Source organism: Mesobacillus sp. S13, from assembly GCF_020422885.1.
GTDB classification, from domain to species: domain Bacteria; phylum Bacillota; class Bacilli; order Bacillales; family Cytobacillaceae; genus Mesobacillus; species Mesobacillus selenatarsenatis_A.
In genome coordinates this window covers 1,635,716-1,662,607 of sequence record NZ_CP084622.1, presented here as the reverse complement: position 1 = coordinate 1,662,607, position 26,892 = coordinate 1,635,716, and the positions used below count along the sequence as shown (strand labels likewise).

Sequence of the window (26,892 nt, the reverse complement as noted above, 5' to 3'; positions counted from 1 at the left end):
TTCAAGTAGATATACAGCTTCTAGGATATTCGAAATATACAAGCAGTCTGAACGGACAAAATGGGAAGTCAATAACCAGTATCATAGGGCATCCTATGTGCTTAAAGGATGCACGAGTAATCGTGTTTTTAACAGGAATGCCCCTTTCTGGTGAGTTCCTTCTATTTTACCATTGATTAAAACAGTTTCACAGCATGACTGCAGGAAGGAGGATATCAGGTGCTTAAATCCAGAATAAAAACACTTTTCCTTGCAGCCTCCGTAACTTTGCTGGCTGCTTCACTCATTGCTTTTCCTCAGCAATCTTTTGATGCTTCGATAAGAGGCTTGAATATGTGGTGGGAAATTGTTTTTCCCTCACTCCTTCCTTTTTTCATCGTTTCAGAAATGCTGATTGGATTCGGTGTTGTACGCTTTATTGGTGTTTTGTTAGAACCTCTGATGCGGCCGCTGTTCAGAGTTCCCGGTGTTGGCGGTTTTGTCTGGGCTATGGGCATGGCTTCCGGTTTCCCTGCCGGTGCAAAGCTTACAGCCAGGATGCGACAGGAGGGGCAGCTGACAAAAATTGAAGCAGAAAGGCTTGTATCCTTCACAAATTCGTCCAATCCGTTATTCATTTTTGGGGCCGTCTCAGTTGGTTTTTTCTATAATGTACAGCTCGGTGTTATTCTGGCACTGGCCCACTACCTAGGGAACATCAGCGTAGGATTGATTATGAGGTTCTATGGCAGAAACGAAGAAAATACAACAAAGGAAAAGGAAAAGGAAAAAAACCTTTCGATCAGAGATGCATTTGCGGCATTGCACCGGACAAGGCTAAAAGACAACCGCCCGATCGGAAAACTGCTGGGTGACGCCGTTATGTCCTCCATCCAGACACTGTTGATGATTGGCGGATTCATTATCTTATTCTCAGTCATTAATAAACTATTATTCCATCTTCACATCACAGCATTTCTGGCCGAATTTCTGGAAATCCTGCTGATGATGCTTGGCATGACGGATATGCTTAGCTTGCCTTTCATTTCCGGTTTATTCGAAATCACGCTCGGCAGTCAGATGACCAGCCAGATCCAGGAATCCACTTTGATGCATCAGGCAGTCATAACCAGCTTCATCCTCGCATTCAGTGGGTTCAGCGTCCAGGCCCAGGTTGCAAGCATCCTTGCCCAGACAGATATACGCTTCCAGCCTTTCTTTTTTGCTAGAATCATTCACGGTTTCTTTGCGGCCTTTTATGCTTTTATTCTATGGAAACCGGTATATGTTCGATTTTTTGAAGATGGGCAGCCTTCCAATGCCCTCCCTGTAATGGAATACCTTACTTCAGAAGGCAGCCGCCTGGCAGAGGCACACAATATGCTTATCACGGTCGGACCGCTAATAACAATCGGCAGTTTGCTCGTTTATGTTTGGTTGCTTGGAAATCGGATATTGAAAGAAAAATAACGGGCATAATCTGCCCGTTATTCCTTTTCTTCGTTTTTGAATTTTGTCAGTAAAGCCTCTTCGACCTCAGGTGGAACCAATTCGGATATTTTCCCATCATATTTTGCAACCTCTTTAACGATACTTGAACTCAAGAAAGAATACTGGTTGTTTGTCATTATGAAGAATGTCTCGATTTTATCACTTAAAACCCTGTTCATGGATGTGATTTGCATCTCATATTCAAAGTCCGAAACAGCTCGCAAGCCCCTGATGATTGCATTTGCGTTGACGCTCTCTGCATAATCAACGAGCAAACCCTGAAAGGAATCTACTTTTACATTGGCGATTCCCTTTGTCACCTGTTCGATAAGTTGGATTCTTTCCTCCACAGAAAACAATGGTTTCTTTGAAGAATTATTTAAAACAACTACATAAATCTCATCAAATACTTTTGCTGCTCTTGTAATGATATCCAAATGCCCAAGGGTAATCGGATCGAAACTGCCTGGACAAACTGCAACTCTTGCCACTTAAACTTCCCCCTCGTCTTCTGCCTCAACTTTATAGAGAGTAATCCCGATTATTCCATATTTTTCGTTTCTTGACTGGACAAGCCCACCTACCTGAGCAGGCAGGGTAATCTCAGAGGCATGCTCGCAGACGATCAACCCATCCTGATGAACAAGGCCTTCTTTATCAATCAGTTCCAACAGCTTGACCAACTGCTGCTTCTTATATGGAGGATCCAAGAATATATAATCGAACTTTAGATCTCTTTTTTGAATCGCCTTCAACGCCCTGATAGCATCGTTCCGGTATACCTCGGCTTTTTCTTCCAAACCGCAGGATTTCAGATTTTCATTAATGACATGAATTGCCTTGCCCTCTCGGTCGACAAAGATAACTTTTTCAAGGCCCCTGCTTAGAGCTTCAATTCCCAGCCCTCCGCTTCCTGCGAATAAGTCAAGGCCGATTCCTCCTGAAAAATAAGGGCCAATCATATTGAATAGCGATTCCTTTACTTTGTCAGTAGTAGGCCTTGTTGATGTTCCCGGTACCGCTTTCAAAACGCGCCCCTTAAATTCACCTGATACAACTCTCATATTTTGTACTCCTCAATCATTTAAGCGTTTTAAACTTATGTAAATTACTCCCTTATCCTACCACACATATAAAAAATTAACCAAATAAGTGTATATCCCTTCCTAATGTGGAAATAATGATGATTAACAACATCAATTTGAGGATGTTGTTGCCAACCGCGGAGAAGACTTACGTTTCCCCATAAGTTCTTCCTCCGGTTTCTCCTCTCCCTTTGCCTTCTATCCTGTTGACAGGATATAGAAGGACCCTGCAGAAACTGCAGGGCTTTTTTTTTGCCTAAGGAATTACGCAAAAGCCATTATGATTCAAGAATGAAGCTGTCATCATTTTCGGTAATTTCCACTTTAAAAATTCCTGGAAACCAGTACTTTTCCAGGTACCATTCGCCATGTATGTACTGAAAGGGATTCTCAAGAAGTCCAAAGCTTTGGCCATTAAGAATGAATGTCTTACTTTTTAAGTTGAAGTGATAATTCCTGGTGTCAGAAGAGAATTCCATGACAGTAAAATCAGTTCCTATGTTGGTTTTATACCCTAACGCACCCAGTGTAGGAACCAAAGGAAACAAGTGCTTATCACCTCTGACCACAACCTCCAGTTCATCGCTTTCCATTTCATTCACGATGACACTCCTTGCATCTGTGAAAAGCAATGGGTAAACTGCTTGATTTTCTTGGCGGTTCTGTAAGAAGAACTTCGTATTCATTCCTCTGATCGATGACAAGTACTCATCAAGCAAGCTGCCATCGAGATGTTCCTCTTCAGAAAAATAAGTGATAAAATCAACTGTTTCTTCTGCAGACAATGTATTTCTAAGCTCTGCAGCCATCGACTTGCTTTTCGCATTCTCCGGTTCCTGTTTGATAACCAGTGACGCGAGAGTCTCAAGAGTGAATCCTTCCATGCCCATTTCTGTTTCAAACTTTGACGCCAATAAAACTATGGCCATTTTCCGCTCAAGCTCCTTGTCAGTCAGCTTATTTCCAGCCAGCAAAAGCCCGTTGCCCAGAACAGATCTGTGGCCATCTGTGATGACCACAGATAAATGTTGGCCAGAAAGGATTCCCAGACTATCAAATTCATAGATAGCCTGGTCCTTCTGACTGGTATAATATTGTATCTCCTTTTGTCCGCTTAGTTTAAAAAGAGGTTTTTCCTGCCAATATAAAGAAGGATTTGAATTCACCCCTTCAAACACATAATAGTGCAGCAGCTCCGTTTGCTTAAAGCCCTTCAATGGTAGCCCGGCAGCCCAGGTTCCTTTGCGGTTATAGTGGTCTACGATTTCAATTCTCGACTTGGTGACCTCTGCATCCTTCAGTACAACCATCCAATCATTCAATAGAAGCGAGAACCCCGAGCCTGTTTTAATCATGTATTCAAACTGGATGTCCTTTCCCTTTGGCAATTTTGCAACTCCATCTTCACAAGGCTTTCCTGCTGCATCGGTGCACTTGATCTCTGACACTTGTGCCGGAATTAGAGCCTCATATTTTCGATTCGCGTCAAGACCTTGAAAAGTCTGTTTTACCCGGAGCTGATTCGCCTCAACCTTCACCGAAGCAATAATCGATAACTCTTCCTTTGGTTCAGCTGGTTTGTCGCTGTCTTTTGAATATACATGCCACTGCCAAAAAACGACCGCGCAAATAATAATCATTAATCCTGATATCATCAAGATGGATACTTTTTTCATTGCCTGACTCCCCAATCTCTTCTACTTAATAAAATAGCAAAAACAATAGACAAGAGTAAGATAAACTTTAAAATTTATAAAAAAAGTCAAGTCTGACAAACGCTTCAATTTTTTTGCCACAAATGGTAAAGTATGAAGGAATGAAAAGTTGGAAGGGGTAATTCAGATTGATTCAGCGCTTTATAGAGCTTGGAGAAGGATATTCCGATCTTTACGAACTATTAGAAACTGCCAGGGCAAACCAGCATCGACTGATGCACTTAATGGCGATCCATACAAAAATAAATGAAAAAGAGGTAACTTCCCTTGTCGTTGTGCTCAAACCAACAGATCCAGGGAAATTCCAGGCCCTTTACGTATGCAGAGAAGGCATTCCAAACCCTCATGTCTTGAATAACAAACGCTTCGACATGTTCGCGGAACTCGCCTCTGAACTTGGGAAAACAATCATTGAATTTGATGCAAAGCCATCAACCATGTTCCCTGAAAAAGAATTGTACTATCAGCACCTAATAGGCATTTTAAGGCTGAACCACTATATTCCGCCGCTACAATAGTAGAATGGAAAATAAAAAGGTGAGGGGATTCCCCTCACCTTTTACTAGTTTGTTTCTATATTCCCATCTTATAGTCATATTCTTTTGCTTTATCAGGGGATGAGTTTTCGAATTCCATCTTTAAGAATGGTTTATAGGAAGGTTCCACCTTTTTAACAAACGAATATGAATTGATTTTCTCCATCAGCGACTCTGCCTCATCAAGATTGCAATATATTACTGCATATTTCAATTTTTTCGAGACAAAATGAACATTTCCAAATCTTCTAAGCATCTTGGCTTGTTTTAATGAATACAGCCAGACGATGATTCCCTGCCTCTGTCCTATCATATTCTTTTTCCCCTTCGGTAAACGTTTGCTTTGTACTAGTCTAGCATACAAAAACCAGTTTTTTCAATCATCAATCATATTAAACATGGCATTGAACCTAAACAAAGCTCAAATCAAAAGAAAAAAGCATGGATCATCCATGCTTTTTGTACCGATTTAAGCAGAGCACCCACAGCTTCCTCCGCTGCCACAGCCGCCTCCGCAAGAGCTCTCGAAGAATGGATTGCCGGTAGGAACCTTCACGCTATCCGAAACGGATCTGCCGATGATGACGCTAACCTCATCAAGCATATTTTGCAAATCATTTTCCGCTTTTTTGAATTCGGCAATAACCTCATCCATATCCAGGTCTCTTTTCACTATCCTGATCTGTCCCATGACTTCCTTATAGTCAGGATGGTACTTCCCGAAACGCTGAACCTCTTCATAGCGCTCCTTCATGTCCACAAAGTCCCGAACCTTCCTCTTTGTCTCCGGATTATTCTTCACCTTATATAAACATTCCCGATAATATTCGGCAATATCTGATTGTAAAATCATGCTGACTAACTGTTCAGCTTCTTCCAACAATAGTACTCTTTCTGATGTAACAGCAAGCAATGCTGGCTCACCTCCGAACCTCATTTTACCATGAAACTGCCAGAAATGCTAAACTTTCCGTCCAGCACCAACCGAAGGGCCTTACATGCCTGCTTGTTTTACTTTCTAAAAGCAAACAAAGCTTTCCTCATTCAGAAGAAAGCTTGTTCAAGATTGGGAATTCATGCTCGAGAACATATGCATCATCATGGACGCCATCTGGATATTATTGGAGAACTTTTGAACCTTATGAGGGATCGTTTTTTCAAAATGATGCAGTGCCGCGATCTCTGCAGAATAAATATCCCTGGGATCCCTGCTCAGTTTCCTGTACCAGTGTGGCTGAGACCGCACGAACTCAATCAATTCTTTATTCGATCGCAATTGCTCCATGACATCTTTGCGCATTTTTAGCCTCCGTTCTAATCCTGCCTGAAGGAGAAAGGATGTGAAGGTCCTGAACTATTCGATGGCTGCTGTCCGCCTTTGCTTCCCTGGAACTGAGAAAGCACACCCTGGATTGCTCCGAGTGCCTGGCTTATATTATGGATTTGTCCTTGAACCTGTTCGGGATCCATATTTTTAACAGCCCCCATGACCGTCCCTAACCAATCCGTTTTCTTTTCCTTTTCTTCGCTTTTTTCGTCCTTTTCATTACTGCTCTTGTTCCATTTTGGGTCATCCTCGCCCAGCAGGTACCAATCCTCGTACATTTCCTGCCAGGTCGTATTGCCTTTCCTGACTTCCTGCACGAGCTCTGGATGGCTCTTCACAAATTCCTTGAACTTCTCAACAGAGGGATGAAGTTTCTTTTTGGCCATAGCTTTCACCTCACAGTGTAACAAATGCCTATAATAGCATATGAGAACCATCATTTTTGGTGAATCCTTGCTTGCATGTGAATCTGCTTGCTTTTAGCTTCATCTAACTTTTTTAAAGTGTTAAAATAAAAAACAGAATAAGAAGGTGGCTTTTTTAAGATAATTTTATTGATATAAAACTCTAAGGAACAGAGCCATTCAGAAAGAGGTAATAATATAGTGGAAAAAGAATTGCAGCAGCTTTTAGACGAATGCATCTCGCTATCAGGCGAACAGGAGATTGAAGCACTTAAAACGGTACTTTCAGGAGTGAAAAATAAACTTAGCGGTAAAAACAGCACGTACATTGATGGCCTCCTGCATATGGATAGGAGACTCGATCATGAAACTTGCGAAATTGATATTCCAATCACAAATGTGCTCGATAATACACTGGGCATAGTTCATGGCGGCTTTACTGCCACGATCCTCGACACGGCGATGGGCACATTAGCAAATAAACTGCTTCCAGAAGGCTACGCAGCTGTCACATCACAAATAAACATCCATTACCTTGCACCCGGAATAGGCGACAATCTCCATTGTAAAGCGACGCTGATCCATCAAGGCAGAAGTACCATCGTCCTTGAAGCCGATGTATTCAGGTCTGACGGCAAAAAAATTGCGCATTCTTCCGGCAGCTTTTTCGTTGTAAAAAAACAGCATAAATAGGGTGATCAATAATGGTTACAGCAATTGTGATTCCGATTGTCCTTGCTTATTTTTACTGGTTGACGAAGAAAGAAATGCAAGCGAATTTCCAGGAATGGATCCAACTTGAAAACATTCCTGAGGAAGCGATCGTAAGCGGAAAGATCATCGAGGTTACGGAATATAAAGAGCGGTTTTATTATCATCGATATAACTATATTATCGTTTTAAAAATCAACACTGGCTCAAAGGAATTGACTGTAAAAAAAGTGACACCATTAAGGAAGGGAGCAATTCCTCCTCTTTATACCGAAGGAGAAATGGTCCATTTATATGGTAATTGGAAACAGGGTTTCTTCTCAGTCAATAGGACAATCAAGCAAAACAAAAGAGCATGACCTGGTGCATGCTCTTTTTCTATCTTATGGATGAATGTAAAATAGCCATTACTGTTGTGGTTCTTCCCACATTTTCAAAAAGTTCTGGGTATAGTGCCTTTGATATACCCCTACACCAAGATGCGTAAATTCTTCGTTTAATAATGCCTCACGGTGGGATTCACTATTCAGCCAGCCTTCGACAACGGCTGGTCCATCTGTATAGTTAGCTGCAATGTTTTCGCCAGCTAATTGATACAAAATCTCTGCCGCTTTAAGCCTTTCAGATAAATCCCCGTACTTGTCTGACTCATGCGAGAAATAATCTTCAATGGCCATATCCTTGCTATGGGCATATGCTACTTCTGCTGTTTTTTCATCCCATTCAAGCTTTGAAAGCTCATGCCTTGATCTGATCGCATTTGTAATGTCTAGGATCTGTTTTTCGAGACCGGCTTCAATCCTGATCCAATCACCTTCCGAAAGCACTGGCGGTTCTATCAAACTTCCCCTGTAGACCATTTCATATGGACGCTGCTTAACAATCGTTTCTTTGTCCATATACCGGATGCTCGAAACAGAACTAGTGAATTTATCAATATAGAGCTGTACAAAGTACTCTCCCATTTTTATAATAGGACGGGTGTTCATATCCTGCTCGGAAAGCTCGAACTTATAAGAGCTTCCATTATATTCAAATGTTACATCTGGCTCAATAACGTTCATGGAGAAAATTTCCTCAATGCGCTGGCCAATTTTAAATGGCTGTACATTGACTGAAGGTCCAATGCCATAAGCCGTCACGACCTTTCCATCCAAGACACCAGCCTGGATATATTCATCTGGGTCATTGTTAAAGATCCACCAATGGAAACCATAGGCTGATAGGTCCACTCTCGATGGGTCTCCTAAGGTCTCTTTAAGAGAGTCGATTTCCTTTCCTAACAAGGAACCGACACCTTGTGATGGCTGCTCAATTCCCTCACTGATACTTTGTTCACTTATGTCCTTTTTGAGGGATTCATCTACTTTAGGAGTCGACTTCTGTTCGATTACCAATTCATCATTATCTTCCTTGTTATATCCCATGTATAAACCAATAAGTAAAAAAATTGCAGCAAAGATTAAAATCCTTACAATCGTTCGCAGGTAGATCCCCCCTTATTGACAATCGCCTGTTACTCTTTTGTGAGTCAAAAGACACGATTCTCTCTCTATCACTATATGAATGTTTTTTGAAATTATTATATCATTTATAGCGATGTTTTTAATAGAAGTCTTCTATAGGCTAAAAAATTTATTCTTTAACTTGTTTGACCTACTCCTAACATACCGTTTGTTCTATATAAAATCAAACAACAAAATTCAGGAGAAAAGCAGATCACCTGGCCTGTTAATGACAAAAAGGCACCCAATATGAGTGCCTTAGATTATTGCATATGATTTCCCGGCTCTGATATTTCTGATAGAGCGTGCTGGGCCTGTTCGTCTGTCATTTCATCTACAGCAAAGTCTCCTAAAGCGACAATCCCTACTAGTGTATCTCCTTCGACTACTGGCAGCCTTCTTATTTGGTGTTCCGCCATTAGTCTGGTTGCTTCTTTGGTCGTCATATCCGGTGTGGCTGTGACAAGATGGTCACTCATTACACTTTCCACTTTTGAAGACGGTGGATGTTTCTCTGCTATTCCTCTAATGACTATGTCCCTGTCGGTAATCATGCCTACGAGCTTATCCTCGTCTACAATTGGAATGGATCCAACATTCCATTCCTTCATTTTGACTGCCACTTCGAATACATTATCCAGCAAACTGCAGGTTTCAACATCGCTAGTCATTATATCACTAATTTTACGCACTATTTTTCCTCCTTAAGAATCAAAGCTTATTCTCACTGTTAGGGTAGCCCGTATGATGTTAATTATGCCTTAAATTAGATAAATCTTATTTCCCCGTATATTACCTTTGATAGCAGAACGTAAAGCTAAGAAATTCACTTTTATATTCATTGCAACTTAATCATATTTTTACTATTATTAAATTTGAGATATAATCTTTATTAGGCGATATTACTGTAGTGTGTTTTAGGAGGGAAAAGGATGAAATTCGAAAATACAGGTATTGAAAACCTGAAAGCGGACTTGAACCGTCTTGATGAGGTTATGTTAGAACACGGTCTGGTACGTGAAGGACAATGGGACTATGAGAGAGTAACCTATGACAAAAAGCTAGTGGTCAAGGAAGGAACGTTTTATCTGCGTGTCCAAGGCTATGTCCACGAGGGAGATGTTGGTGCACATAAAGCGATCATTCAATTGATGACTCCTTTACTAGGAAAACATTATTATCCACATGGCGTTGAGTATGGGGAAGGCGAGCAATTCCCGAAAGCACTTGTCAGCCAATGCGAAAAGCTTTTAAAAGATGTAAAAGCTGAAGTAGAAACATTCGCGATTTAATATCAATGAAAAAGACGCAATCATTGCGTCTTTTTTATATTCAGGCCCGTAATGAAGATATCAATCTTCTTGGGCATAATAGAAGTTAGCAGCACAATCTCCTCTTCTATGTTTTTCTGAAGCACCATTGCATTAAGAAGAATCGGATTTTCACCTGCTATAGTGTCAACATATACTTTTATTTTCACAATTCCCTGGTCAAGTTCAACGAAGACCCCATTATCAGCGAATGAGTTTCTTCGTAATCGAGAAATCCTGGCCTTTACCTTAGACTGGTGAAAAAAAGGACTGTCATTTATATTGGCATGGACAATCGCACAGACCGCACGGCATACCTCTCTATATTCCAGAGGCATGACTTTTCTAGACTCCTTCATTCCCTCACCCCTCTATAAGGTTGCGGAACCTGATTTTCATCGGCAGACATATGAACTTAACTTTCAAACGTTCATTTAAAGGACCAGTCTGTTTAAAAATCAACAAAGTTTACAAAAACACATGGATAATAGCGGATTTTTGTTGTTTCTTATATTAAATGCGTACTATAATTTAAGTGTTAAGGAATTTTTTGCGCTTTTTGACAATTAAGGCTTAGTTGACCTTAATACAATGCTTTTTAGAGGTATATACTCATCAGGAGTATAGAAAGGAGTTTCACTTGTCCGGTATTTTCACTAAACGCACGATCATAATTGCATTAATCACCATCTTAGTTGCAGCAATTCTCTACATTATCCTGCCGGTATCCATCCCGTTGATTGCTGCTTTGATCACTGCCCTTTTTCTTGAGCCTGCAGTCTTATACTTCCAGAAAAGATTCAAAAGCGGACGGCGCTTGGCAGTCTTGACAGTTTTCCTCCTCTTCGTATTGCTCATTGTGGTCGCTGGCTATTTCCTGACTACGACGGCAGTCACCGAGGCAATTGACTTGATTGATAATACTCCAGTCTATATAAATGAAATCACAAATGCCTGGTATAAGGCCGAAAATAGTTTTGTTGAAGCGGCTAATGACCTTCCAAGGGAAGTAGTTACTGAAATCAGCAACCGCGCTGAGGACTTTCTCAATAAACTCAAGAATGACATGATCGCATTTATCAATATAGATAATCTGAAGGCCTTGCTGACCTATATCCCGAATTTCCTGATCAGCTTCCTGGTCTATTTGATTGCCCTGTTTCTCTTCTTGCTGGAACTGCCATCATTAAGGAAGGGTGTTTACAGCCATTTGACAGAAAGAACTGCTGACAAAGTCCATTTCATGACTTCACGACTTTCTTACGTTGTATTTGGATTTTTGAAGGCCCAGTTTCTAGTAAGCGTGATTATCTTTATCGTTGCACTAATTGGATTGCTTTTCATCACACCAGAATACGCCATTGTGATGTCCGCGGTGATCTGGCTTATTGATTTTATCCCGTTGATTGGCTCAATCGTCATTCTGGCACCATGGTCCATCTTCCACCTGGCCACAGGAAATATCGCTCTCGGAACACAACTTGCTGTCCTGGCAGTCATTTTGCTGATCATCAGACGGACTGTGGAACCTAAAGTAATGGGCAGCCATATCGGCCTTTCTCCATTGTCCACCCTGATTGCCATGTATCTTGGCCTTAAGCTATTTGGTTTCATGGGTTTCGTCATCGGGCCACTGCTATTAATAGGATTCAATTCAGCAAAAGAAGCTGGCATCATTAAATTTAAATTCAAGATTTAAGCACGCAAAAACCCCGGGTGGCTTGATACCCGGGGTTTGTTGCATTAGTAGAGAATCAGAAAAAATCATAGAAGAATGGCTTGAACGCTGGTATTGCCTGCTCGAGCTCCTTGACTTCATCAATGTTTCCCTTGAGGAGTTCCAATTCATATAATTCAAGTGGACGTTTATAGCCGAATAACAAAGCAGTCAAGCTGTTGATATTCAAGTGCAATCCGCGCTTCGGAGCTGTTACGCAGGATCCTCCCTCTTTGACAGGATAAAATTTAACCCCTTCCTGCCCTATTATATAAGTCCCTGCATTCCATGGAGCAGCAGCGTCATCCAGATGGATGAAGACATTCTTCCCAGCATCCACGTTCCTGAAGGGATATGTCGATAATGCTTTTTCAGCATTCACGATCCGGCCCATGAAATATGGATAGATTTCAGTCTTGAGCTTAGGCTCCTTCAAAAAATACGGGAAGGGGTCATGGATTGATGTCAAGATCTCTACACGTTCTACCATTGAATCATGCTGGCAAATGAAATTCCATAGCGCTTTTCTCGCTTCGTGAGATAAAGAAACATATTCCTCGACCTTCATTACATTTTCTTTAATCTCGTATAACAGGTATCCTGCGGCTTCATTTTCAGAATCATAATACACAGCAGCTGTTTGGTCCCCATATATGCTCCTGCTCCACCATTCCGTATCCCTTGCAAGCATAGCCGTATGCATTTCTGCATAGCGTTCATACACCCTTTCGATATCAGAAGAGTGCCTTTCCTCTGTATGTCGCTTAATAATCCCCTTTTTTGCATCTACCTGTTTTAAATCCGACTTCTCAATTGTAATCTTTCTATTGTCTGAAATAATCTCCCAGCCAAATCTTCTATAAAAGTCAATCTGGAATGGGTGAAGGAATGAGACAACGTTTCCTTCTTGATTCATATCCTTTAATGCCCTTTTCATCAGTGCGTTCACATGCCCTTTACGTCTATGCTCAGGATACGTGGCTACACCAGCAATTCCGCCCATTTTCCAATCTATCTGTCCAAGCTTCACTTTCAGAGAAAGAATATGCAACTTGGACGCTAGCTCTTCTCCCTCAAAAATCCCAAGCAAATGATGTTTCTTCAACGTTTCCAGACGTTTCGGAATATCACTTTCCGGTACTTTATATTGGAAAGCATACATTGATAACTTCATTGACTCCATATAATGTTTTTCGGATAAAACTTTAATATCCAGGTGAATCTCCCCCTTTTATACACCCTAATAGATTCGCCTGCTTAAAGTGGAATACCTTCTAAAAACAGAAAAAACATTGCTATAAGCAATGTTTTTAAAGTCTGCTAGGTTCCAAGTATGGCCTTGATGACTGAAGTTGTTTCTCCACCTTCATAAAACACATAAAGCAGCAAATAAACAGCCACACCGGTAATTCCAGTGAAAAACCAGGTAACACTGGTCACAGGTCCAAGTTTGCGATGCCGCTCCAGCCTGTTTTTATATCCCGTGTAAAGTGAAATGATTCCGAGAACCGCTCCAATAGTCGCAAGTGTGATATGGAAAATCAAGAACAGTGTGTAATAAATCTTGATATCCTCCGGTCCTCCAAAGGAAGTATTTCCGATAAAGATTGTCCTTGATGCATAGATGACAAAGAATATGATCGCGAAAACCCCTGCCAGCGTCATGGTTTTGCGATGTTGGTCAATTTTTCTTTGTTTAATTTGGGCCCAGCCAATTGCCACGGTAATCGCACTTAAAACAATAAAAGTTGTGCTGATTGTTGGCAGGATCGGTAAGTTAGACATATATGTTTACCTCTCAATCATTATTTCTCCATAAGATTAATTGTAGGTGACCTGTCTCTTTTTTTCAATATTTGATTGCATATAAGTGATAAATTTTCTTGCAGAGAAAAAAATGAAAGCTCCCCAAAAAAGGAAGCTTTTAAAAATCCATTTATTTGACCGGCTGCGGGGCGCTGGCAAGATTGATCGCGTCCTGCTCAGCCTGGCGATCTTCTTCATTACGGAACCATTGGAAGAACGCATATCCCAGGAAAATACCATAAACAATTTCCTGAATAACCTTCATGATTACTCCGCCAAGCTGCTGGTCATGCAGCAGTGAAATAGAACTGAACGTTTCTGGACCGCTGAGATTTAAACTCGATAACATTGTAGGCGGTACACATAATTTCAAAGCCTCACCCCATGCATTAGGGTCGGAGAAAGTTGCGTACATAGGTGTATCGGCAAAGATGATCAAAGCGCATGCTGGTGTGATCAGTACACCGTCAGCAAAGATATATCCCATTTTCTTAACACCTGATAAAGTCTGATACTCTTCTAATTTATTGACGAGCGGCCACCACATGAACATCGCAAGTACAAATAACACCGATGTATAGGTAGCATGAAGCCACATATCCGTTTTTACAAAGTCAAAAATCAGCGGGATATGATAAATAGAGAATATCCCATTGAACAAAATCAAGGCAATCAAGGGCTTTGTAAAAAAGCGGAATAGAGGATCGACTATCGGCAGCGATAGCATCGATCTCCAAAGCCAGTCAGGTAAGCCAAAAATCAAAAGAGGCGGAACAACAAGGTATAGGACTGCCATCTGTATCATGTGCATATAAAATGTGATATGTGCCATCAAATCAACGGGCGACCCTTTAATTATATACAGCACAATGATTGCAGAGGTAAAGTACATAGCCTGTTTACGTGTTGCAGGCATACCTTCCTTGAAACGATCATAGTACTTGAAGACAACTAGATAATAGGCAACTAATAGAGCTGCCATCACAAGAAAATACATCGGACTCCATAGTGCCCTGAACCCAAATATATCTAGAGTAAGCATCGTTTTTTCACCCCGTCCTGTTTAAGAACTTTACTTTCATTATACTTCCAAAGGAAAGGCACTTCAATATAACGGCTTTGCCATTAATTGTTAGCATACTCACTTACAAAGAAAAAATCGGCTTATAGGCCGATTTTTTCTTTCTGTCATATTACCACCAGATAATTGTTGTGAAAGCAAGAATTGTTACTGCTCCTACAACAACACCAGAATATAGGAACAAAGAAGGTGCTTCGTGTCCCTTATGGCTCATGTGCATGAAGTAGTAAAGCTGGAAGATTACCTGGATCACAGCGAGCAGAAGGATGAACGGAACTGTGAACCAGCCTGAGAATCCTTCATATCCAACTGCAACAAAGGCAACAATTGTCAAGAAAATCATCAATGCAAAGGAAACGATTTGGTATCTCATCTCTTCGGCGCTTTTCTTGCGACGATATTCGACGTCTACTCTTGGGTTCCCTGAACTTGGTTGTTGATTAGCCATCAGTTTATCCCACCATTCCCATTAGATATACAACCGTGAAGATGAATACCCATACAACGTCGATGAAGTGCCAGTAAAGGCTGGCAACATAGAACTTAGGAGCGTTGTACAGATTCAATCCACGCTTGGAGTTACGGACCATCAATGTAATGATCCAAGCAAGACCGAATGCAACGTGGCCACCGTGGAAACCGACTAGTGTGTAGAAGGCTGAACCAAATGCACTGCTAGTGAATGTGTGGCCAAACTCGTGTACATAGTGATTGAACTCATAAATCTCAAGCCCAAGGAAAGCCGCGCCAAGGGCTACAGTCAAGCCTAACCAAAGCTGCATCTTCTTAAAATTGAAGTTTTTCATATGATACATAGCATATACACTTGTCAAAGAGCTTGTTAAAAGTAGCATTGTCGCTGCAAACGCCAGCGGTATTTCAAAGATATCCTTGGCAAGTGCATGGTCAGCACTAGGCACCTTATCTTTCAATGCTAGATAAGTTGCGAACAGAGTCGCAAACAATACTGTCTCTCCGCCAAGGAAGAACCAGAAGCCCAAAAACTTGTTCTTTGCTTCGAGGGTTGCTTTTTCAGGCTCCGCAGGCCATGTTTCATAAGTGAATTTTTCTTCAGCTTGCATTATGCCTTTGCCCCCTTATCATTATCATCTTCCATTAAATCTTCTTTATGAATATGGAATCCATGATCATCTTTAATAGAGCGTACGAACATCGCTCCTAAAGTCACTGCCATACCGAGGATGAGTACAAGTAGTCCCCAGCTTGTTTCTGCACGGTACATTGCACCAAATGCTGCGATGAAAAGACCAAATGAGATAACGAAAGGAATGAAAGAATTATTCGGCATATGGATATCGCCAAGCGGTTCCGCAGGCGTCATGCCATTCTTGCCTTCCATTTTTTCCAGCCAGTAAGCATCAAGTCCGCGTACAAGCGGAAGCTGCTTGAAGTTGTAGAATGGCGGTGGTGATGCAATTGCCCACTCTAATGTACGTCCATCGCCCCATGGGTCGTTTCCAACTTTTTCATTTTTAACTTGTGTCATGATGACGTTAATTAATAGTACGATCGTTGCAACTGCCATGAAGATGGCACCAACTGAACTGATCAAGTTTCCAGTTTCAAGTCCCTGTCCAGGAAGGAAAGTGAAGATACGACGTGGCATCCCCATCAATCCAAGGAAGTGCTGGATGAAGAACGTCATGTGGAAACCAATTAGGAATAACCAGAAAGTAACTTTGCCTAATTTTTCGCTCAGCATTGTGCCGAACATTTTTGGCCAGTACAGGTGCGCACCAGCAAATAGGGCAAATACTACACCACCGACGATAACGTAGTGGAAGTGAGCGACAACGAAATAGCTGTCGTGGTACTGATAGTCAGCTGCAGCGGATGCAAGCATGACACCTGTTACCCCACCAGCAACGAATGATGGAATGAAGGCAACAGCCCAAAGCATCGGAGTAGTGAACTTGATGCTTCCTCCCCACATCGTGAACATCCAGTTAAAGATCTTGATACCTGTCGGAACGGCGATCGCCATTGTCGCTACTGCGAAAATCGCGTTCGCAATCGGTCCAAGACCAGTTGTGAACATGTGGTGAGCCCATACCATGAATCCAAGGAAACCGATCAATACGGTTGCAAACACCATGGATGAGTAACCAAAAAGACGTTTTCTAGAGAAAATCGCAAATATTTCTGAGAAAATACCGAATGCCGGCAAGATCAAGATATAAACTTCCGGGTGGCCAAAGATCCAGAATAGGTGTTCCCAGATGATTGTGTTACCACCATTTGCTACATCAAAGAAATTTGAACCAAACATACGATCAAAAATCATTAAGAAAAGGCCAACAGTTAGCGGTGGGAATGCGAACAGGATTAGCGCAGATGTTACGAATGTTGCCCAAGTGAACATCGGCATCCTCATATAAGTCATTCCCGGAGCACGCATATTAACGATCGTTACGAGGAAGTTAATCCCCCCGATTAGTGTACCCGCACCGGATATCTGCAAACCAAGTGCATAAAAATCGATACCGTGTGTTTCAGACGCAATTGCTAGAGAAGCGTATGAAGTCCAACCAGCATCCGGAGCTCCACCAAGGAACCATGAAAGGTTCAGGAATACTCCACCAAAGAAAAATAACCAAAATCCTAAAGAGTTCAAAAATGGGAATGCTACGTCACGCGCACCAATCTGAAGTGGCATAACAGCATTCATGAATGCAAATACAAGCGGCATCGCAGCAAGGAAAATCATCGTTGTTCCATGCATTGTCAGGATTTCATTATAAAAACCCGCGCTTACGAAATCATTGTTAGGTACAGCTAGCTGAATACGGATGAATAATGCTTCTAGTCCGCCAATGACGAAGAAGAATCCGCCAGCCATTAGATAAAGGATTGCGATTTTCTTATGGTCAACCGTTGTCAGGTAGTCCCATAACGTTGCGCCGAATCCCTTTTTCTGAGCATAGGTACTCACAGTTTTACCTCCCTTTCAAACATATCCCCAATTATTTCTGGACTTTCAAGCCCATCAGATATTCTGTTAATGCATCTAGTTCTTCAGGTGAAAGCTCAGGATACTTGCCAGTCATCTTATTTGCCGGCTTATATGCTTCTGGGTCTTCCAACCACTTTTTCAGGTTCTCTGGTGTATGATCAAGAACACCAGCAATACGAGAACGTTCACCGAAATTTGTCAAGTTAGGACCAACACGGGCTGCTTCTGGGGCTGTGTTTGCCGGAGTTACAGCGTGACATCCAATACAGCTGTTGTTGAAGATTTCCTGCCCTTGCTGTGCAGTTGCAGTTTCAGCCTTAACAGCTTCTTTAACTCCTTGCATGTCAGCTACCCATTGATCGAATTCAGCGCGTGGCAATGCCTTTACTTTGAAGTCCATCAATGCGTGTGCAGGTCCGCAAAGCTCAGCACATTTTCCGTAGAAAAGTCCGCCAGCTTCATCGGCTCCTTTACTATCGAACTCGAGCCAGAATTTGTTGATGTTATCCGTATTGGTATCCATCTTTCCTCCAACAGAAGGAATCCAGAAAGAGTGTTTTACATCAGAAGCCTTAAGATTAAAGTAAACCTTTTCATCAGTAGGGACTACTAAATCCTGGCTGGTGATGATCTCTTCATTTGGATACTCAAATTCCCACCAGTAAAGATTCGCGCGCACGTTAACTACAAGCGCATCTGTCTTTCCTTCAGCGTTTTTCTTTTCCATAGGGGAAACATCTGCAAGCTTAAAAGTTGCAGCAACCGTTGGAACAGCAAGAATAAGAAGCAATAAGATCGGAATAACAGTCCAAAGAATTTCCAGCTTGTGGCTTCCTTCTACCTGCTTAGGTATTTCGTTGTCGTTCTTCCTGCGGAATTTCATGACAACATAGATAAAAATGATTGTGACGACAGCAATTACTCCCACCATAATCGCCGTGCTCAACAACATAAGTTCATACTGGGATTGAGCAACTTCACCTGCTGGTCTTAATGTAGACAGGTATGGCTCACCACAGCCGGACAAGACTAATGCCATCAAAGTGAACAATGACAGCAGACGCCATTTAGCAAGCATCTTCATAGCTTAATTAAACCCCTCTTTCGTAAAAAATCTTATAAATTTTGTTGTAAAAAATATATGGAAAAATCCTCTCTCATCAAAGAGTGAATCTCCTAACAAAGGTTAAATAAGTGTGACAATTACCATAGCGACAAACATGACCGTTAAGTATTGTAAAGAATATACAAACATCAGTTTTGCCCATTTTATATCATCTTTAAGCTTTTCAAGGTAGATTCCCAAAACAAGCCATCCAATATTCAGGATTGTCGCCAGAACCATGAATGAGATTCCGAGCTCCTGAAGGAAGAATGGAAGCGGCAATAATGCTGTAATCCATAGGTAAATCGATCTCTTCGTCGCTTTGAATCCTTTTACGACAGGAAGCATCGGGATTCCAGCTGCGCGGTATTCTTCTGCCCTTCTCATGGCAAGAGCATAAAAATGCGGCGGCTGCCATACAAAAACGATGGCAAAAAGCATCCAGGCCATGACATCAAGGTTTGCGTCAACTGCAGCCCAACCAATTAATGGCGGTACTGCTCCTGAAATACTTCCGACAATCGTGTTGGAAACATACTGTCTCTTTGACCACAATGTATACAGAACAACATAACTAAAAACTCCGAACAGGCCAATTACAGCAGCCGTAACGGTAGTCGTAAGCAAAAACGCGGTCCCAATCCCTATCAAAAGAAAACTCATCAATGCCACTTTACCTGGTTGGACTTTCCCTGTGACAGTCGGTCTGTCTTTCGTCCGCTCCATTAAATGGTCGATATCCCGGTCGATGTAGTTATTCAAGCTGCATGAACCAGCGACGATCAGCGAGGAGCCAATCAATGTCGCAAGAATCAAATCAATATTATCCAGGAAGCGCGCTCCGCTAAAATGAAGCGCTAACCATAATCCAGTAAACGTGGTCATGGCATTGGAATTAACAATTCCTACTTTAATGAGTGCAAGAAAGTCTTTCATCATCGTTCTCTCCACGACTGCCGGCTGTCCGTTTTCTAATACAGCTTCTGATAAAGCTTTTGAATTAGACATCCATATCCTCCTTCATCCCTTTTCCTTCAAAATTCCAGAGACGAAATTTTTACAAAAAAAAGAAGAGTATTTGTAATTTATATTCCGGATAGTTTTCACTATTCTCAACGTGTTAAGGCTGTTAAATGTTTGTGTAGAAAAATAAAGCCTACGTTGTATATTAAATCACACTTCACAACTTTTTTGTGAATTTTTTTTGAACAAAATTTGACTAATTTGTGTCTTACCGCCATTATCCATAAAGTTTATTTTTATTGCAAGGAATTTTGACTTGATATTTGGAGAATGTTTGAAGAGCTTCATTTTTTCATTTTTACATATTCTTGGATAATATTTTCATGTTTGTAAAATCGCTGGTATGTAATTCCATTATTGAAAACAACTTGGTGTTGCCATGTGCATTTTACCTAGAAAACCGATTGTTGTCCAACTATAATAGTAAGTATTGAATTATTACCTATTATTGTGTAGTATCTTAAGTATTGTTTTCTATCCTTTTTCGTCAAAATTCGTTATTATAGGAGTAGAATTTTTTCTTTTCTACAAGCTTCTTCCATTATACATGTCAAGTTTATTATTTGACAACTTATCGAACTATGAATAAGCAGGTGATGAATATGAATCGTTCCCTCAAGTGGCTGGCTGTTTTAACCACGATTGGGATGCTTTTTGTTTTGCTCGGGGGAGCTTTGGTTACCAAAACTGAATCCGGAATGGGTTGTGGGAAGTCCTGGCCGCTATGTAACGGGGAATTCGTTCCTACTGATATAACTCCGGAATTGGTAATAGAACTTGCCCACAGGTTGGTTTCAGGCAGCGTAGGCATTATGGTACTCGTATTGTCCATCTGGACTTGGAAGGCTATCGGGCATATACGCGAAACGAAGTTTTTGGCCGTTTTATCTTTCTTCTTTCTGATTCTACAGGCATTGATCGGTGCTGCCGCTGTCGTGTGGGGCCAATCTGACTTTGTCCTGGCACTGCACTTCGGTATATCACTAATTTCTTTTGCCGCTGTACTTTTATTGACGTTGCTTATATTTGAGGTCGATCAAAAGTTTCAAGCTGAAAAGCTGGTAATCGATAAAAGGATGAGATTCCATATAATCGGACTTGCTGTTTACAGCTATCTCGTCGTTTATACTGGAGCCCTGGTCAGACATATGAATGCAAGTTTAGTCTGCAAGGACTGGCCACTATGTACGAATGGAGGAGCATTCCTCCCAACAAATATATACGAGTGGGTACAGATGGGACACAGAGCTGCGGCTGGATTCATTTTTATTTGGGTCGCTTATGTTACCTATATCGCTGTCAAACATTACAAGCATGAAAAAGTTTTGTATTGGGGATGGATCATATCTATGATTCTCGTGTCCCTCCAGGTCATAGCAGGTGCTTTGATTATCTACACTAGACTGAATCTTTACATCGCCCTGGGACATGCATTCTTCATATCTGTTCTCTTTGGTGTCTTTAGCTACTTTATCCTTCTTGTTTCAAGAAGCAAGAAGAATGCCGCAAGAGTCCAAAACCCTAAACCAGTTGAACTTTCCCCGGCAACGGTGAAATAAAAAAAGCTGCAGCATCTGCTGCAGCTTTCAGACTGTAGACAAAATCGATGGAAATCGAGCTTGTCTACAGTCTTTTTTTGGTTGGTGCTGAAATGGGGGCTGTTGATTTTCCGTTCCAGGCGCTTCGCTTTCCGCGGGGCTGGCAGGAGTCTACGCGCCTTCCACTCCAATCAACAGGACTTCCAAACTTAACGTGGAACTATCCATAAGTCTATTTTAAAATAGATATATATAACGCTTGAGGTGATAAAGATGCTTTGTAAAAGACCCCTATCGCTTAAGATCTGAACTTGAAGGTATTCGTGTTTACCACAGCTGGTGAAGCTTTTGGCTGTGGAGCCTTGTCCTTTTTATATTTCTCTTCGTAGTTAACAAACATCGAAACATTCACCAGGATTCCCGTCGCTATGGCAAGCTGTAACAAGGAAGATCCTCCATAACTGACAAATGGCAGCGGTACACCCGTGAGCGGAATGACCCCCGAAGCTCCCCCTAGATTAACAAATGATTGGATACCAATCATACTTGCAATCCCGATTGCCAGTAAACTCCCAAAAGGATCCTTGCACTTAAGTCCGATATGGATTCCTTTCAAAACGATGAATGCCAGACTAAGCAATACAAATCCTACACCGAAAATTCCTAATTCCTCCGAGATGATTGCGATAATGAAATCAGTATGCGGCTCTGGCAAATATCCAAGTTTCTGGACACTTTCCCCTAGGCCCAAACCCTTCAAACCGCCTGAACCAATAGCATAATAAGAATTAGCTAGATGATAGCCTGTATTTTGTTCATCTGTAAAAGGGTTGCTGTAAGCAGTAAACCTTCCTACCCTTGTTTCAGAAAAGATTTCATCCTGAAGAAACAGAATAAAAGGAGCAAGGAATGCGAGTCCAAATAATATCAGCTTGGCGATATTTTTCAAGTTCATTCCTGAAGAAATAATAATCGTTGAGGCAATAGCAAAAATGATTGCCGCAGTTCCGAAGTCAGGCTGAATCGCGACCAGCATACACACTAAAATCAAGTAGACAAGAGGCGGTACAACCCCTTTGTTGAACTCGTTTATGTAGGCTTGCTTTTTAGCATATACGGCTGATAGATAGATGATTACACTTAATTTCGCAAACTCTGACGGCTGCAAGCTTCTAGCGCCCAATTCGAACCAGCTCAATGCATTGTTCGTCACTTTCCCGAAGACAAACAAAGCGCCTAATCCACACAGGATAAAAGCTACCATTAACATTAATAACTTTGTGCTTTTCATCGCCTTGTAAGGAAACAATGCCGCTAAAACAAACAGGAATGTTGCAAGCGTTAAGTTGAACTTTTGTTTTTGAAAGAAAAAATCGCTAGGATAATCATACCTTTGGATGGCAGTGACCATGCTGGCACTGTAAACCATGACAAGGCCGAACAAGCACAAGAGCGCAACAACAATGATCAATGAATAGTCATAGGATTTCAGTATTTTTTTAAACATCGTCTCTTCCCCATCTTCTAAGTTGTTTAATCTATTCTACTATAAGTTGAAATATCCTGCCTTCGTTTAAGGAAAAGTTATGGAAATGTAAAATAGTCATACCTTTGTTAAGGTGAAATCACGAATCATAAAAGACCCACAAAAAAACTCAAACATTCATTGAGATTGTTTGAGTTTTTAGGATTTATTTTTTTAACGAAGCCTCATGCAAAATGGAAAGCTCTTGTTCCAGCTGGTCAAGAATTACTTTTCCATCTGATTCTTCGATTAAGCCGAGTCTTACTGCAAAATCTATCTCTCTTGATAATCCAAACATTTGCGTATCTAAAACCTCTTCATAAAGAGGGCATTGAGGCATTGTAAGGTTATCCATTTGCACTTTGATCAGCTTTAAAATTTTATCAGCGTCAGCCTTTAATAAGGCATGGGCTTTTTCCTGATGGTTAATTATCATATCAGACGCCAACTTGATCCCCCCGTTTCCGAGCGATTACCCAATCCTATCTATAAATTTTACCCTTAAGTGGACAAAAAAGCAAGAATATTAGGCATCCAGAAATAAAGGTTTCTGTGCTATGGATAAGTACAAATGACAACTTGCTAAAATATCGTTATACTGAATAAATAATTATTATGTAAAAATTCAGGAGGAAATTATGGAGACAATCATCCCTATTACAGGTAAAGTCAAATACAAAATCACCTTGGATCCTGGTGTCTGGATTTTCGACGACCGTAAAGTAGACTTGAATACATATTTCAGTGAAGATCAGAAGGCTGATGATGCCCTTGAGGAGTATACGAAATCTGTTTCAAAACATTGGGACCGTGAAATTATGGAGGGTGCTGTCTATCCGCCAACACTCAAGACAGAAGTGAAGTTTGAGAAGGAAAAAGTGCTGACAGGCACTTTTGGCATTCCCTTCAAGCCATTTCTCGTTAATGCCGAACCAGATCAGACTGCGAAGACTGTTATAATTGAGTATGGTGATAATGCTCAGGCAGCACTTCCTCTGGTAGAAGCCACTCAGATCATCCTCGGCTTTTCCAGGGACGGAAAGCCTCTAAAAGAAGACGGACCATTGCATGTCTATTATCAGGATGGCTCCAATAAGGACAATCCGATCAAGAATGTTACCGGATTCAAAGTGGAATAAGTTATAAAGGCACTTCCAACGGGCATCATCCTGATGCCCGTTTATTATTGCCTCTTCCCTTGAATTTCTTCTTGAAAGTTCTTAATTCAATAGATCGGCTGCTAGCTGGGCAAGAGGTGAACGTTCTCCTTTAACGAGCCGCACATGACCGGCAATCTGCTGGTCCTTGAATTTTTCCACCACATAAGTCAGGCCATTATTGTAGGCGTCCAGGTATGGATGGTCAATCTGGTCAGGGTCGCCCATCAAGACGATTTTACTTCGTTCCCCCACCCTTGTGAGGATCGTCTTCACCTCATGCTTTGTCAGGTTCTGTGCTTCGTCAATAATAATGAATTGATCTGGTATGCTCCGTCCCCTGATATACGTTAATGCTTCTACCTCGATTGAACCCATTCCGGCGAGGATGGCATCAAGTTCGCCAGGTTTTTTTGTGTTGAATAGAAATTCAAGATTATCATAAATAGGCTGCATCCATGGTCTTAGCTTTTCCTCTTTTTCACCAGGCAAGAAGCCAAGATCCTTCCCTACAGGCACGATCGGCCGAGCAACAAGCAGCTTTTTAAATATGCCCAGGTCTTCCGTCTGAAGAAGTCCAGATGCCAAAGCGAGCAAAGTTTTCCCCGTTCCTGCACGCCCTATCAAGGTGATTAAAGGCATGTCTTGCCGCAAAAGCAGTTCCATCGCCATGATTTGCTGAACATTTCTCGGCTTGATTCCCCAAATATGCTTTCCTTCATGTTCAAAAACAAGTTTTTTCACTTTTTTATTTTTTGAATCGACCATACCTATTGACGATGCAGAACTGCCCAGTATATCCTTCATGATGACAAACTGATTGGGGTAAAGGAAGTTTTGCCCTTTTAAATCAGAGATATTCAATTCTCCTTTTTCATAAAAACGATTGATTTCTTCTATTTCTAAGTACACTTCGGCATAGCCCGAATACAGATGGTTAATTTCTACCACCCTGTCACTTAAAAAATCTTCTGCAATCAGCCCGATGGCATCTGCTTTGACTCGGACAAGCGCGTCCTTACTGACAAGGATCACGGGGCGCCCATCTTCCTTCGTTTCTTCTTCCAGACTCAGATTCTTAGCTACCGCCAGTATTCGATTGTCATTTGTTTTTTCAACAAAGATTTCCTGGAGTTGATGGAAGGATCGATGGTTCAATTCAATTCTTAGCGTTCCACCGCCCTCAAGATTGATTTTCTCATGCAGCTTACCTGTCTCCCTCATGCCATCTATAAGCCTTGAAACCTGGCGTGCATTGCGCCCAATCTCATCCATATATCTTTTCTTTGAATCCACTTCCTCCAGAACTACAGCAGGTATGACAACTTCATTGTCTTGAAAGGAAAAGATCGCGTGCGGATCCTGTAGTAAGACGTTTGTATCCAGTACGTATATTTTACTCAAATTGATGCCTCCCGCCTTATTGATCTCGACTCAGGCCAACTTGGCAGCCTTGGCCGGGACTTTGGTAAAATATATGACTTTTTGAATAAAGATAGAAGATATTTTGCACAATAACATTTGAGCATTTCTTTTTAATACCTTCTGCCAAAGACTCTGCAGCCTTTTGCAATCTCACTTGAGGGCCCTTCCTATTGGGCACCGCTGAGAAAAAGTCATAGGAAAATGTCGGGATAAGAAAATGCCTTCTATATTTTCATTCATAACTGTGTATTCATGACTTTTTACAAATAAATAATCGGAGGGGTTCATTGATGATAAGATTGGTTACTGCAATCTCGATTGTATTGCTTTTGACTGCGTGCAATGGACAGAACAATGCAAACACAGATGACAAAGATCATAAGGTCAAGGTCCAGAATAGTGTCATTGAAAACGTGGACCGCCAATCTGGCCAGAAGATCTCCCGCCATCTGGTAAACTTGACCACTCACATCCCGAATGTTGACGACGCTGCTGCTGTAGTAGTCGGACGCTATGCCATCGTTGGAATTGACGTAAATGATAAGATGGAAAGATCTGAAGTAGACACTGTTAAATATACAGTGGCCGAAGCTTTAAAAAAGGATCCGCACGGTGCTAGGGCAGTCGTGCTTGCGGACCCCGATATCACAGCGAGATTGAGGGAGATATCAGAGGATATACAGAACGGCCAGCCAATTCAGGGGATCATGAACGAGCTTTCAGACATAACTGGAAGAGTGATGCCAGAGGTTCCTGCAGACATGATTGAACCTCAGACAAAAAGCCCTACTGAAGACCCAAAGAAAAAACTCAACGAGGATGAACAAAAAGATTTGGAGAAGGAACAGGAAAAACAATCCAACTATCATAAATGACAAAAAGCTTAGTCGATTGACTAAGCTTTTCTCATTGCATCCATCACCTGATTATCAAGGCGCGCTGCTGCATCTTTATCATATGTCTTGTCGTATTGAGGTTCAGAGACAATTTTTGACCCATAGAACATAACGTCCCTTACTTCGCCGACCTTGATTTCAACTAATGCCAGCTTCAACGGTACACCTTCAAGTTTTTCCTGCTTGACGCTCGCTGTCCCGCTGATGGAATATGTAGATTCATTTGCGATCAGGTTGATTACCGCTTTGTCATTGCTCTTGATATTCTCGATGATTCGAGAACGGTTATCTACCGCAAAGTAAACAGTATCCTCATCTTTGGCCAGCACCCATGAAATTGCACTGACATTCGGTCCGCCGGTTTCGTAGTCCACTGTTGCCAAGGTAACAAAACGCTCTTTCTGTAGTTCATCAAACAATGGTTTGATCAGTTTAGGTTCTACTTGATTTGCCATATTCACCCTCCTTACACTATCATAATAGTACTACGAACCCTTTAATCAGGGCAAATCAAATGATTTTCCCTGTTCGTCCTGGAAACCATGATATACTATAATATAATCCAATCTCAACTAGGCTATG

At 41.4% G+C, this 26,892-nt stretch carries 31 protein-coding genes; 9 read left to right on the top strand and 22 right to left on the bottom strand.

The genetic code is table 11. From position 1 onward, the window contains the following. The first annotated feature begins 219 nt into the window (after positions 1-219). Complete coding sequence (ylbJ, locus tag LGO15_RS08330) at positions 220-1,449, top strand: sporulation integral membrane protein YlbJ (RefSeq protein WP_226087311.1); 1,230 nt, start codon at positions 220-222, stop codon at positions 1,447-1,449. A 17-nt stretch (positions 1,450-1,466) separates the two neighbouring features. Here ylbJ and coaD read toward each other — a convergent pair whose 3' ends face one another. The 3 genes from coaD to LGO15_RS08315 all read right to left on the bottom strand — a co-directional run bounded on the left by coaD (position 1,467) and on the right by LGO15_RS08315 (position 4,231). Then, a complete protein-coding gene (gene coaD / locus LGO15_RS08325; protein ID WP_167831846.1) occupies positions 1,467-1,961 on the bottom strand; it encodes a pantetheine-phosphate adenylyltransferase in 495 nt (164 codons plus the stop codon). Beyond that, positions 1,962-2,534, bottom strand: coding sequence for a 16S rRNA (guanine(966)-N(2))-methyltransferase RsmD (rsmD, locus tag LGO15_RS08320; protein WP_226087310.1), 573 nt, complete (start codon positions 2,532-2,534; stop codon positions 1,962-1,964). A gap of 299 nt (positions 2,535-2,833) precedes the next feature. Beyond that, positions 2,834-4,231 (bottom strand): hypothetical protein, encoded by a 1,398-nt coding sequence (locus LGO15_RS08315; protein ID WP_226087309.1) that lies wholly within the window; start codon positions 4,229-4,231, stop codon positions 2,834-2,836. 167 nt (positions 4,232-4,398) lie between these two features. Here LGO15_RS08315 and LGO15_RS08310 point away from each other — a divergent pair, with 167 nt between their 5' ends. Then, the gene (locus LGO15_RS08310) at positions 4,399-4,788 is read left to right on the top strand and encodes a DUF7147 family protein (RefSeq protein WP_167831849.1); all 390 of its coding nucleotides are present in this window, start codon (positions 4,399-4,401) and stop codon (positions 4,786-4,788) included. Positions 4,789-4,843: 55 nt separating this feature from the next. Here LGO15_RS08310 and LGO15_RS08305 read toward each other — a convergent pair whose 3' ends face one another. The 4 genes from LGO15_RS08305 to LGO15_RS08290 all read right to left on the bottom strand — a co-directional run bounded on the left by LGO15_RS08305 (position 4,844) and on the right by LGO15_RS08290 (position 6,519). Then, on the bottom strand, positions 4,844-5,119 hold the full coding sequence (locus tag LGO15_RS08305) for a YlbG family protein (RefSeq protein ID WP_167831850.1): 276 nt from the start codon (positions 5,117-5,119) through the stop codon (positions 4,844-4,846). Positions 5,120-5,275: 156 nt separating this feature from the next. Beyond that, a complete protein-coding gene (locus LGO15_RS08300) occupies positions 5,276-5,743 on the bottom strand; it encodes a YlbF/YmcA family competence regulator (protein ID WP_167831851.1) in 468 nt (155 codons plus the stop codon). A gap of 123 nt (positions 5,744-5,866) precedes the next feature. Continuing rightward, the gene (locus LGO15_RS08295; protein WP_167831852.1) at positions 5,867-6,106 is read right to left on the bottom strand and encodes a YlbE-like family protein; all 240 of its coding nucleotides are present in this window, start codon (positions 6,104-6,106) and stop codon (positions 5,867-5,869) included. Between the two features lie 14 nt (positions 6,107-6,120). Continuing rightward, positions 6,121-6,519 (bottom strand): YlbD family protein, encoded by a 399-nt coding sequence (locus LGO15_RS08290; protein ID WP_226087308.1) that lies wholly within the window; start codon positions 6,517-6,519, stop codon positions 6,121-6,123. A gap of 219 nt (positions 6,520-6,738) precedes the next feature. Between LGO15_RS08290 and LGO15_RS08285 the strand changes: the two genes are divergently transcribed. Then, entirely contained in the window at positions 6,739-7,230 is a 492-nt protein-coding gene (locus LGO15_RS08285) for a PaaI family thioesterase (RefSeq protein WP_167831854.1), read from the top strand. A gap of 11 nt (positions 7,231-7,241) precedes the next feature. Continuing rightward, on the top strand, positions 7,242-7,607 hold the full coding sequence (locus LGO15_RS08280; protein ID WP_226087307.1) for a hypothetical protein: 366 nt from the start codon (positions 7,242-7,244) through the stop codon (positions 7,605-7,607). A 48-nt stretch (positions 7,608-7,655) separates the two neighbouring features. Here LGO15_RS08280 and LGO15_RS08275 read toward each other — a convergent pair whose 3' ends face one another. Together LGO15_RS08275 and LGO15_RS08270 are read right to left on the bottom strand one after the other, a co-directional pair. Beyond that, positions 7,656-8,735, bottom strand: coding sequence for a CAP domain-containing protein (locus tag LGO15_RS08275; protein ID WP_413231397.1), 1,080 nt, complete (start codon positions 8,733-8,735; stop codon positions 7,656-7,658). Positions 8,736-9,016: 281 nt separating this feature from the next. Then, the gene (locus LGO15_RS08270) at positions 9,017-9,445 is read right to left on the bottom strand and encodes a CBS domain-containing protein (RefSeq protein ID WP_226087305.1); all 429 of its coding nucleotides are present in this window, start codon (positions 9,443-9,445) and stop codon (positions 9,017-9,019) included. Between the two features lie 240 nt (positions 9,446-9,685). On the opposite strand from LGO15_RS08270, the gene LGO15_RS08265 reads away from it, so the two are divergent. After that, entirely contained in the window at positions 9,686-10,045 is a 360-nt protein-coding gene (locus tag LGO15_RS08265) for a YugN family protein (RefSeq protein WP_167831857.1), read from the top strand. Between the two features lie 20 nt (positions 10,046-10,065). On the opposite strand, the gene LGO15_RS08260 is transcribed toward LGO15_RS08265, so the two are convergent. Then, positions 10,066-10,422, bottom strand: a complete 357-nt coding sequence (locus LGO15_RS08260) for a hypothetical protein (protein WP_167831858.1) — start codon at positions 10,420-10,422, stop codon at positions 10,066-10,068. Between the two features lie 281 nt (positions 10,423-10,703). On the opposite strand from LGO15_RS08260, the gene ytvI reads away from it, so the two are divergent. Further along, positions 10,704-11,762 (top strand): sporulation integral membrane protein YtvI, encoded by a 1,059-nt coding sequence (ytvI, locus tag LGO15_RS08255; protein ID WP_167831859.1) that lies wholly within the window; start codon positions 10,704-10,706, stop codon positions 11,760-11,762. Between the two features lie 55 nt (positions 11,763-11,817). Here ytvI and eis read toward each other — a convergent pair whose 3' ends face one another. The 8 genes from eis to cyoE form a co-directional block, all read right to left on the bottom strand. Then, the gene (gene eis, locus LGO15_RS08250) at positions 11,818-12,990 is read right to left on the bottom strand and encodes a GNAT family N-acetyltransferase (protein ID WP_226087851.1); all 1,173 of its coding nucleotides are present in this window, start codon (positions 12,988-12,990) and stop codon (positions 11,818-11,820) included. A gap of 110 nt (positions 12,991-13,100) precedes the next feature. Next, positions 13,101-13,565 carry a DUF420 domain-containing protein gene (locus LGO15_RS08245; RefSeq protein ID WP_167831860.1) on the bottom strand — a complete coding sequence of 155 codons (465 nt, stop codon included), beginning with the start codon at positions 13,563-13,565 and terminating at the stop codon, positions 13,101-13,103. 151 nt (positions 13,566-13,716) lie between these two features. Beyond that, the gene (gene ctaG, locus LGO15_RS08240) at positions 13,717-14,628 is read right to left on the bottom strand and encodes a cytochrome c oxidase assembly factor CtaG (protein ID WP_167831861.1); all 912 of its coding nucleotides are present in this window, start codon (positions 14,626-14,628) and stop codon (positions 13,717-13,719) included. A gap of 151 nt (positions 14,629-14,779) precedes the next feature. Then, complete coding sequence (gene ctaF, locus LGO15_RS08235; RefSeq protein WP_226087304.1) at positions 14,780-15,115, bottom strand: cytochrome c oxidase subunit IVB; 336 nt, start codon at positions 15,113-15,115, stop codon at positions 14,780-14,782. Positions 15,116-15,119: 4 nt separating this feature from the next. Next, positions 15,120-15,749, bottom strand: a complete 630-nt coding sequence (locus LGO15_RS08230; protein ID WP_226087303.1) for a cytochrome (ubi)quinol oxidase subunit III — start codon at positions 15,747-15,749, stop codon at positions 15,120-15,122. Then, a complete protein-coding gene (ctaD, locus tag LGO15_RS08225; protein WP_167831864.1) occupies positions 15,749-17,620 on the bottom strand; it encodes a cytochrome c oxidase subunit I in 1,872 nt (623 codons plus the stop codon). The genes LGO15_RS08230 and ctaD overlap by 1 nt, the downstream gene beginning before the upstream one ends. Positions 17,621-17,651: 31 nt before the next feature. Then, positions 17,652-18,725, bottom strand: a complete 1,074-nt coding sequence (gene coxB / locus LGO15_RS08220; protein WP_167831865.1) for a cytochrome c oxidase subunit II — start codon at positions 18,723-18,725, stop codon at positions 17,652-17,654. Between the two features lie 102 nt (positions 18,726-18,827). After that, a complete protein-coding gene (cyoE, locus tag LGO15_RS08215; protein ID WP_167831866.1) occupies positions 18,828-19,754 on the bottom strand; it encodes a heme o synthase in 927 nt (308 codons plus the stop codon). Positions 19,755-20,371: 617 nt separating this feature from the next. Between cyoE and LGO15_RS08210 the strand changes: the two genes are divergently transcribed. Next, complete coding sequence (locus tag LGO15_RS08210) at positions 20,372-21,328, top strand: COX15/CtaA family protein (protein WP_226087302.1); 957 nt, start codon at positions 20,372-20,374, stop codon at positions 21,326-21,328. Positions 21,329-21,605: 277 nt separating this feature from the next. Here LGO15_RS08210 and LGO15_RS08205 read toward each other — a convergent pair whose 3' ends face one another. Together LGO15_RS08205 and LGO15_RS08200 are read right to left on the bottom strand one after the other, a co-directional pair. Beyond that, positions 21,606-22,814 (bottom strand): FtsW/RodA/SpoVE family cell cycle protein, encoded by a 1,209-nt coding sequence (locus LGO15_RS08205; RefSeq protein ID WP_226087301.1) that lies wholly within the window; start codon positions 22,812-22,814, stop codon positions 21,606-21,608. A 184-nt stretch (positions 22,815-22,998) separates the two neighbouring features. After that, complete coding sequence (locus LGO15_RS08200) at positions 22,999-23,280, bottom strand: Fpa/YlaN family protein (RefSeq protein WP_041965554.1); 282 nt, start codon at positions 23,278-23,280, stop codon at positions 22,999-23,001. 190 nt (positions 23,281-23,470) lie between these two features. Here LGO15_RS08200 and LGO15_RS08195 point away from each other — a divergent pair, with 190 nt between their 5' ends. Beyond that, positions 23,471-23,971, top strand: a complete 501-nt coding sequence (locus LGO15_RS08195; protein WP_226087300.1) for a molybdopterin-binding protein — start codon at positions 23,471-23,473, stop codon at positions 23,969-23,971. A gap of 81 nt (positions 23,972-24,052) precedes the next feature. On the opposite strand, the gene LGO15_RS08190 is transcribed toward LGO15_RS08195, so the two are convergent. After that, a complete protein-coding gene (locus LGO15_RS08190; protein WP_226087299.1) occupies positions 24,053-25,393 on the bottom strand; it encodes a PhoH family protein in 1,341 nt (446 codons plus the stop codon). 311 nt (positions 25,394-25,704) lie between these two features. On the opposite strand from LGO15_RS08190, the gene LGO15_RS08185 reads away from it, so the two are divergent. Further along, positions 25,705-26,289: a YhcN/YlaJ family sporulation lipoprotein gene (locus LGO15_RS08185; RefSeq protein WP_226087850.1), complete on the top strand. Its 585-nt coding sequence runs from the start codon at positions 25,705-25,707 to the stop codon at positions 26,287-26,289. Positions 26,290-26,309: 20 nt separating this feature from the next. Here LGO15_RS08185 and LGO15_RS08180 read toward each other — a convergent pair whose 3' ends face one another. Continuing rightward, complete coding sequence (locus LGO15_RS08180) at positions 26,310-26,765, bottom strand: pyridoxamine 5'-phosphate oxidase family protein (protein WP_226087298.1); 456 nt, start codon at positions 26,763-26,765, stop codon at positions 26,310-26,312. Positions 26,766-26,892 lie beyond the last annotated feature (127 nt).

Bases quoted from the DNA above. Each gene is read 5' to 3' on its own strand.
- rsmD (WP_226087310.1), bottom strand. From the start codon at position 2,534: ATGAGAGTTGTATCAGGTGAATTTAAGGGGCGCGTTTTGAAAGCGGTA.
- LGO15_RS08315 (WP_226087309.1), bottom strand. From the start codon at position 4,231: ATGAAAAAAGTATCCATCTTGATGATATCAGGATTAATGATTATTATT.
- LGO15_RS08305 (WP_167831850.1), bottom strand. From the start codon at position 5,119: ATGATAGGACAGAGGCAGGGAATCATCGTCTGGCTGTATTCATTAAAA.
- LGO15_RS08300 (WP_167831851.1), bottom strand. From the start codon at position 5,743: ATGAGGTTCGGAGGTGAGCCAGCATTGCTTGCTGTTACATCAGAAAGA.
- LGO15_RS08295 (WP_167831852.1), bottom strand. From the start codon at position 6,106: ATGCGCAAAGATGTCATGGAGCAATTGCGATCGAATAAAGAATTGATT.
- LGO15_RS08290 (WP_226087308.1), bottom strand. From the start codon at position 6,519: ATGGCCAAAAAGAAACTTCATCCCTCTGTTGAGAAGTTCAAGGAATTT.
- LGO15_RS08280 (WP_226087307.1), top strand. From the start codon at position 7,242: ATGGTTACAGCAATTGTGATTCCGATTGTCCTTGCTTATTTTTACTGG.
- LGO15_RS08265 (WP_167831857.1), top strand. From the start codon at position 9,686: ATGAAATTCGAAAATACAGGTATTGAAAACCTGAAAGCGGACTTGAAC.
- LGO15_RS08260 (WP_167831858.1), bottom strand. From the start codon at position 10,422: ATGAAGGAGTCTAGAAAAGTCATGCCTCTGGAATATAGAGAGGTATGC.
- LGO15_RS08245 (WP_167831860.1), bottom strand. From the start codon at position 13,565: ATGTCTAACTTACCGATCCTGCCAACAATCAGCACAACTTTTATTGTT.
- ctaG (WP_167831861.1), bottom strand. From the start codon at position 14,628: ATGCTTACTCTAGATATATTTGGGTTCAGGGCACTATGGAGTCCGATG.
- ctaF (WP_226087304.1), bottom strand. From the start codon at position 15,115: ATGGCTAATCAACAACCAAGTTCAGGGAACCCAAGAGTAGACGTCGAA.
- LGO15_RS08230 (WP_226087303.1), bottom strand. From the start codon at position 15,749: ATGCAAGCTGAAGAAAAATTCACTTATGAAACATGGCCTGCGGAGCCT.
- coxB (WP_167831865.1), bottom strand. From the start codon at position 18,725: ATGAAGATGCTTGCTAAATGGCGTCTGCTGTCATTGTTCACTTTGATG.
- cyoE (WP_167831866.1), bottom strand. From the start codon at position 19,754: ATGTCTAATTCAAAAGCTTTATCAGAAGCTGTATTAGAAAACGGACAG.
- LGO15_RS08210 (WP_226087302.1), top strand. From the start codon at position 20,372: ATGAATCGTTCCCTCAAGTGGCTGGCTGTTTTAACCACGATTGGGATG.
- LGO15_RS08205 (WP_226087301.1), bottom strand. From the start codon at position 22,814: ATGTTTAAAAAAATACTGAAATCCTATGACTATTCATTGATCATTGTT.
- LGO15_RS08195 (WP_226087300.1), top strand. From the start codon at position 23,471: ATGGAGACAATCATCCCTATTACAGGTAAAGTCAAATACAAAATCACC.
- LGO15_RS08185 (WP_226087850.1), top strand. From the start codon at position 25,705: ATGATAAGATTGGTTACTGCAATCTCGATTGTATTGCTTTTGACTGCG.
- LGO15_RS08180 (WP_226087298.1), bottom strand. From the start codon at position 26,765: ATGGCAAATCAAGTAGAACCTAAACTGATCAAACCATTGTTTGATGAA.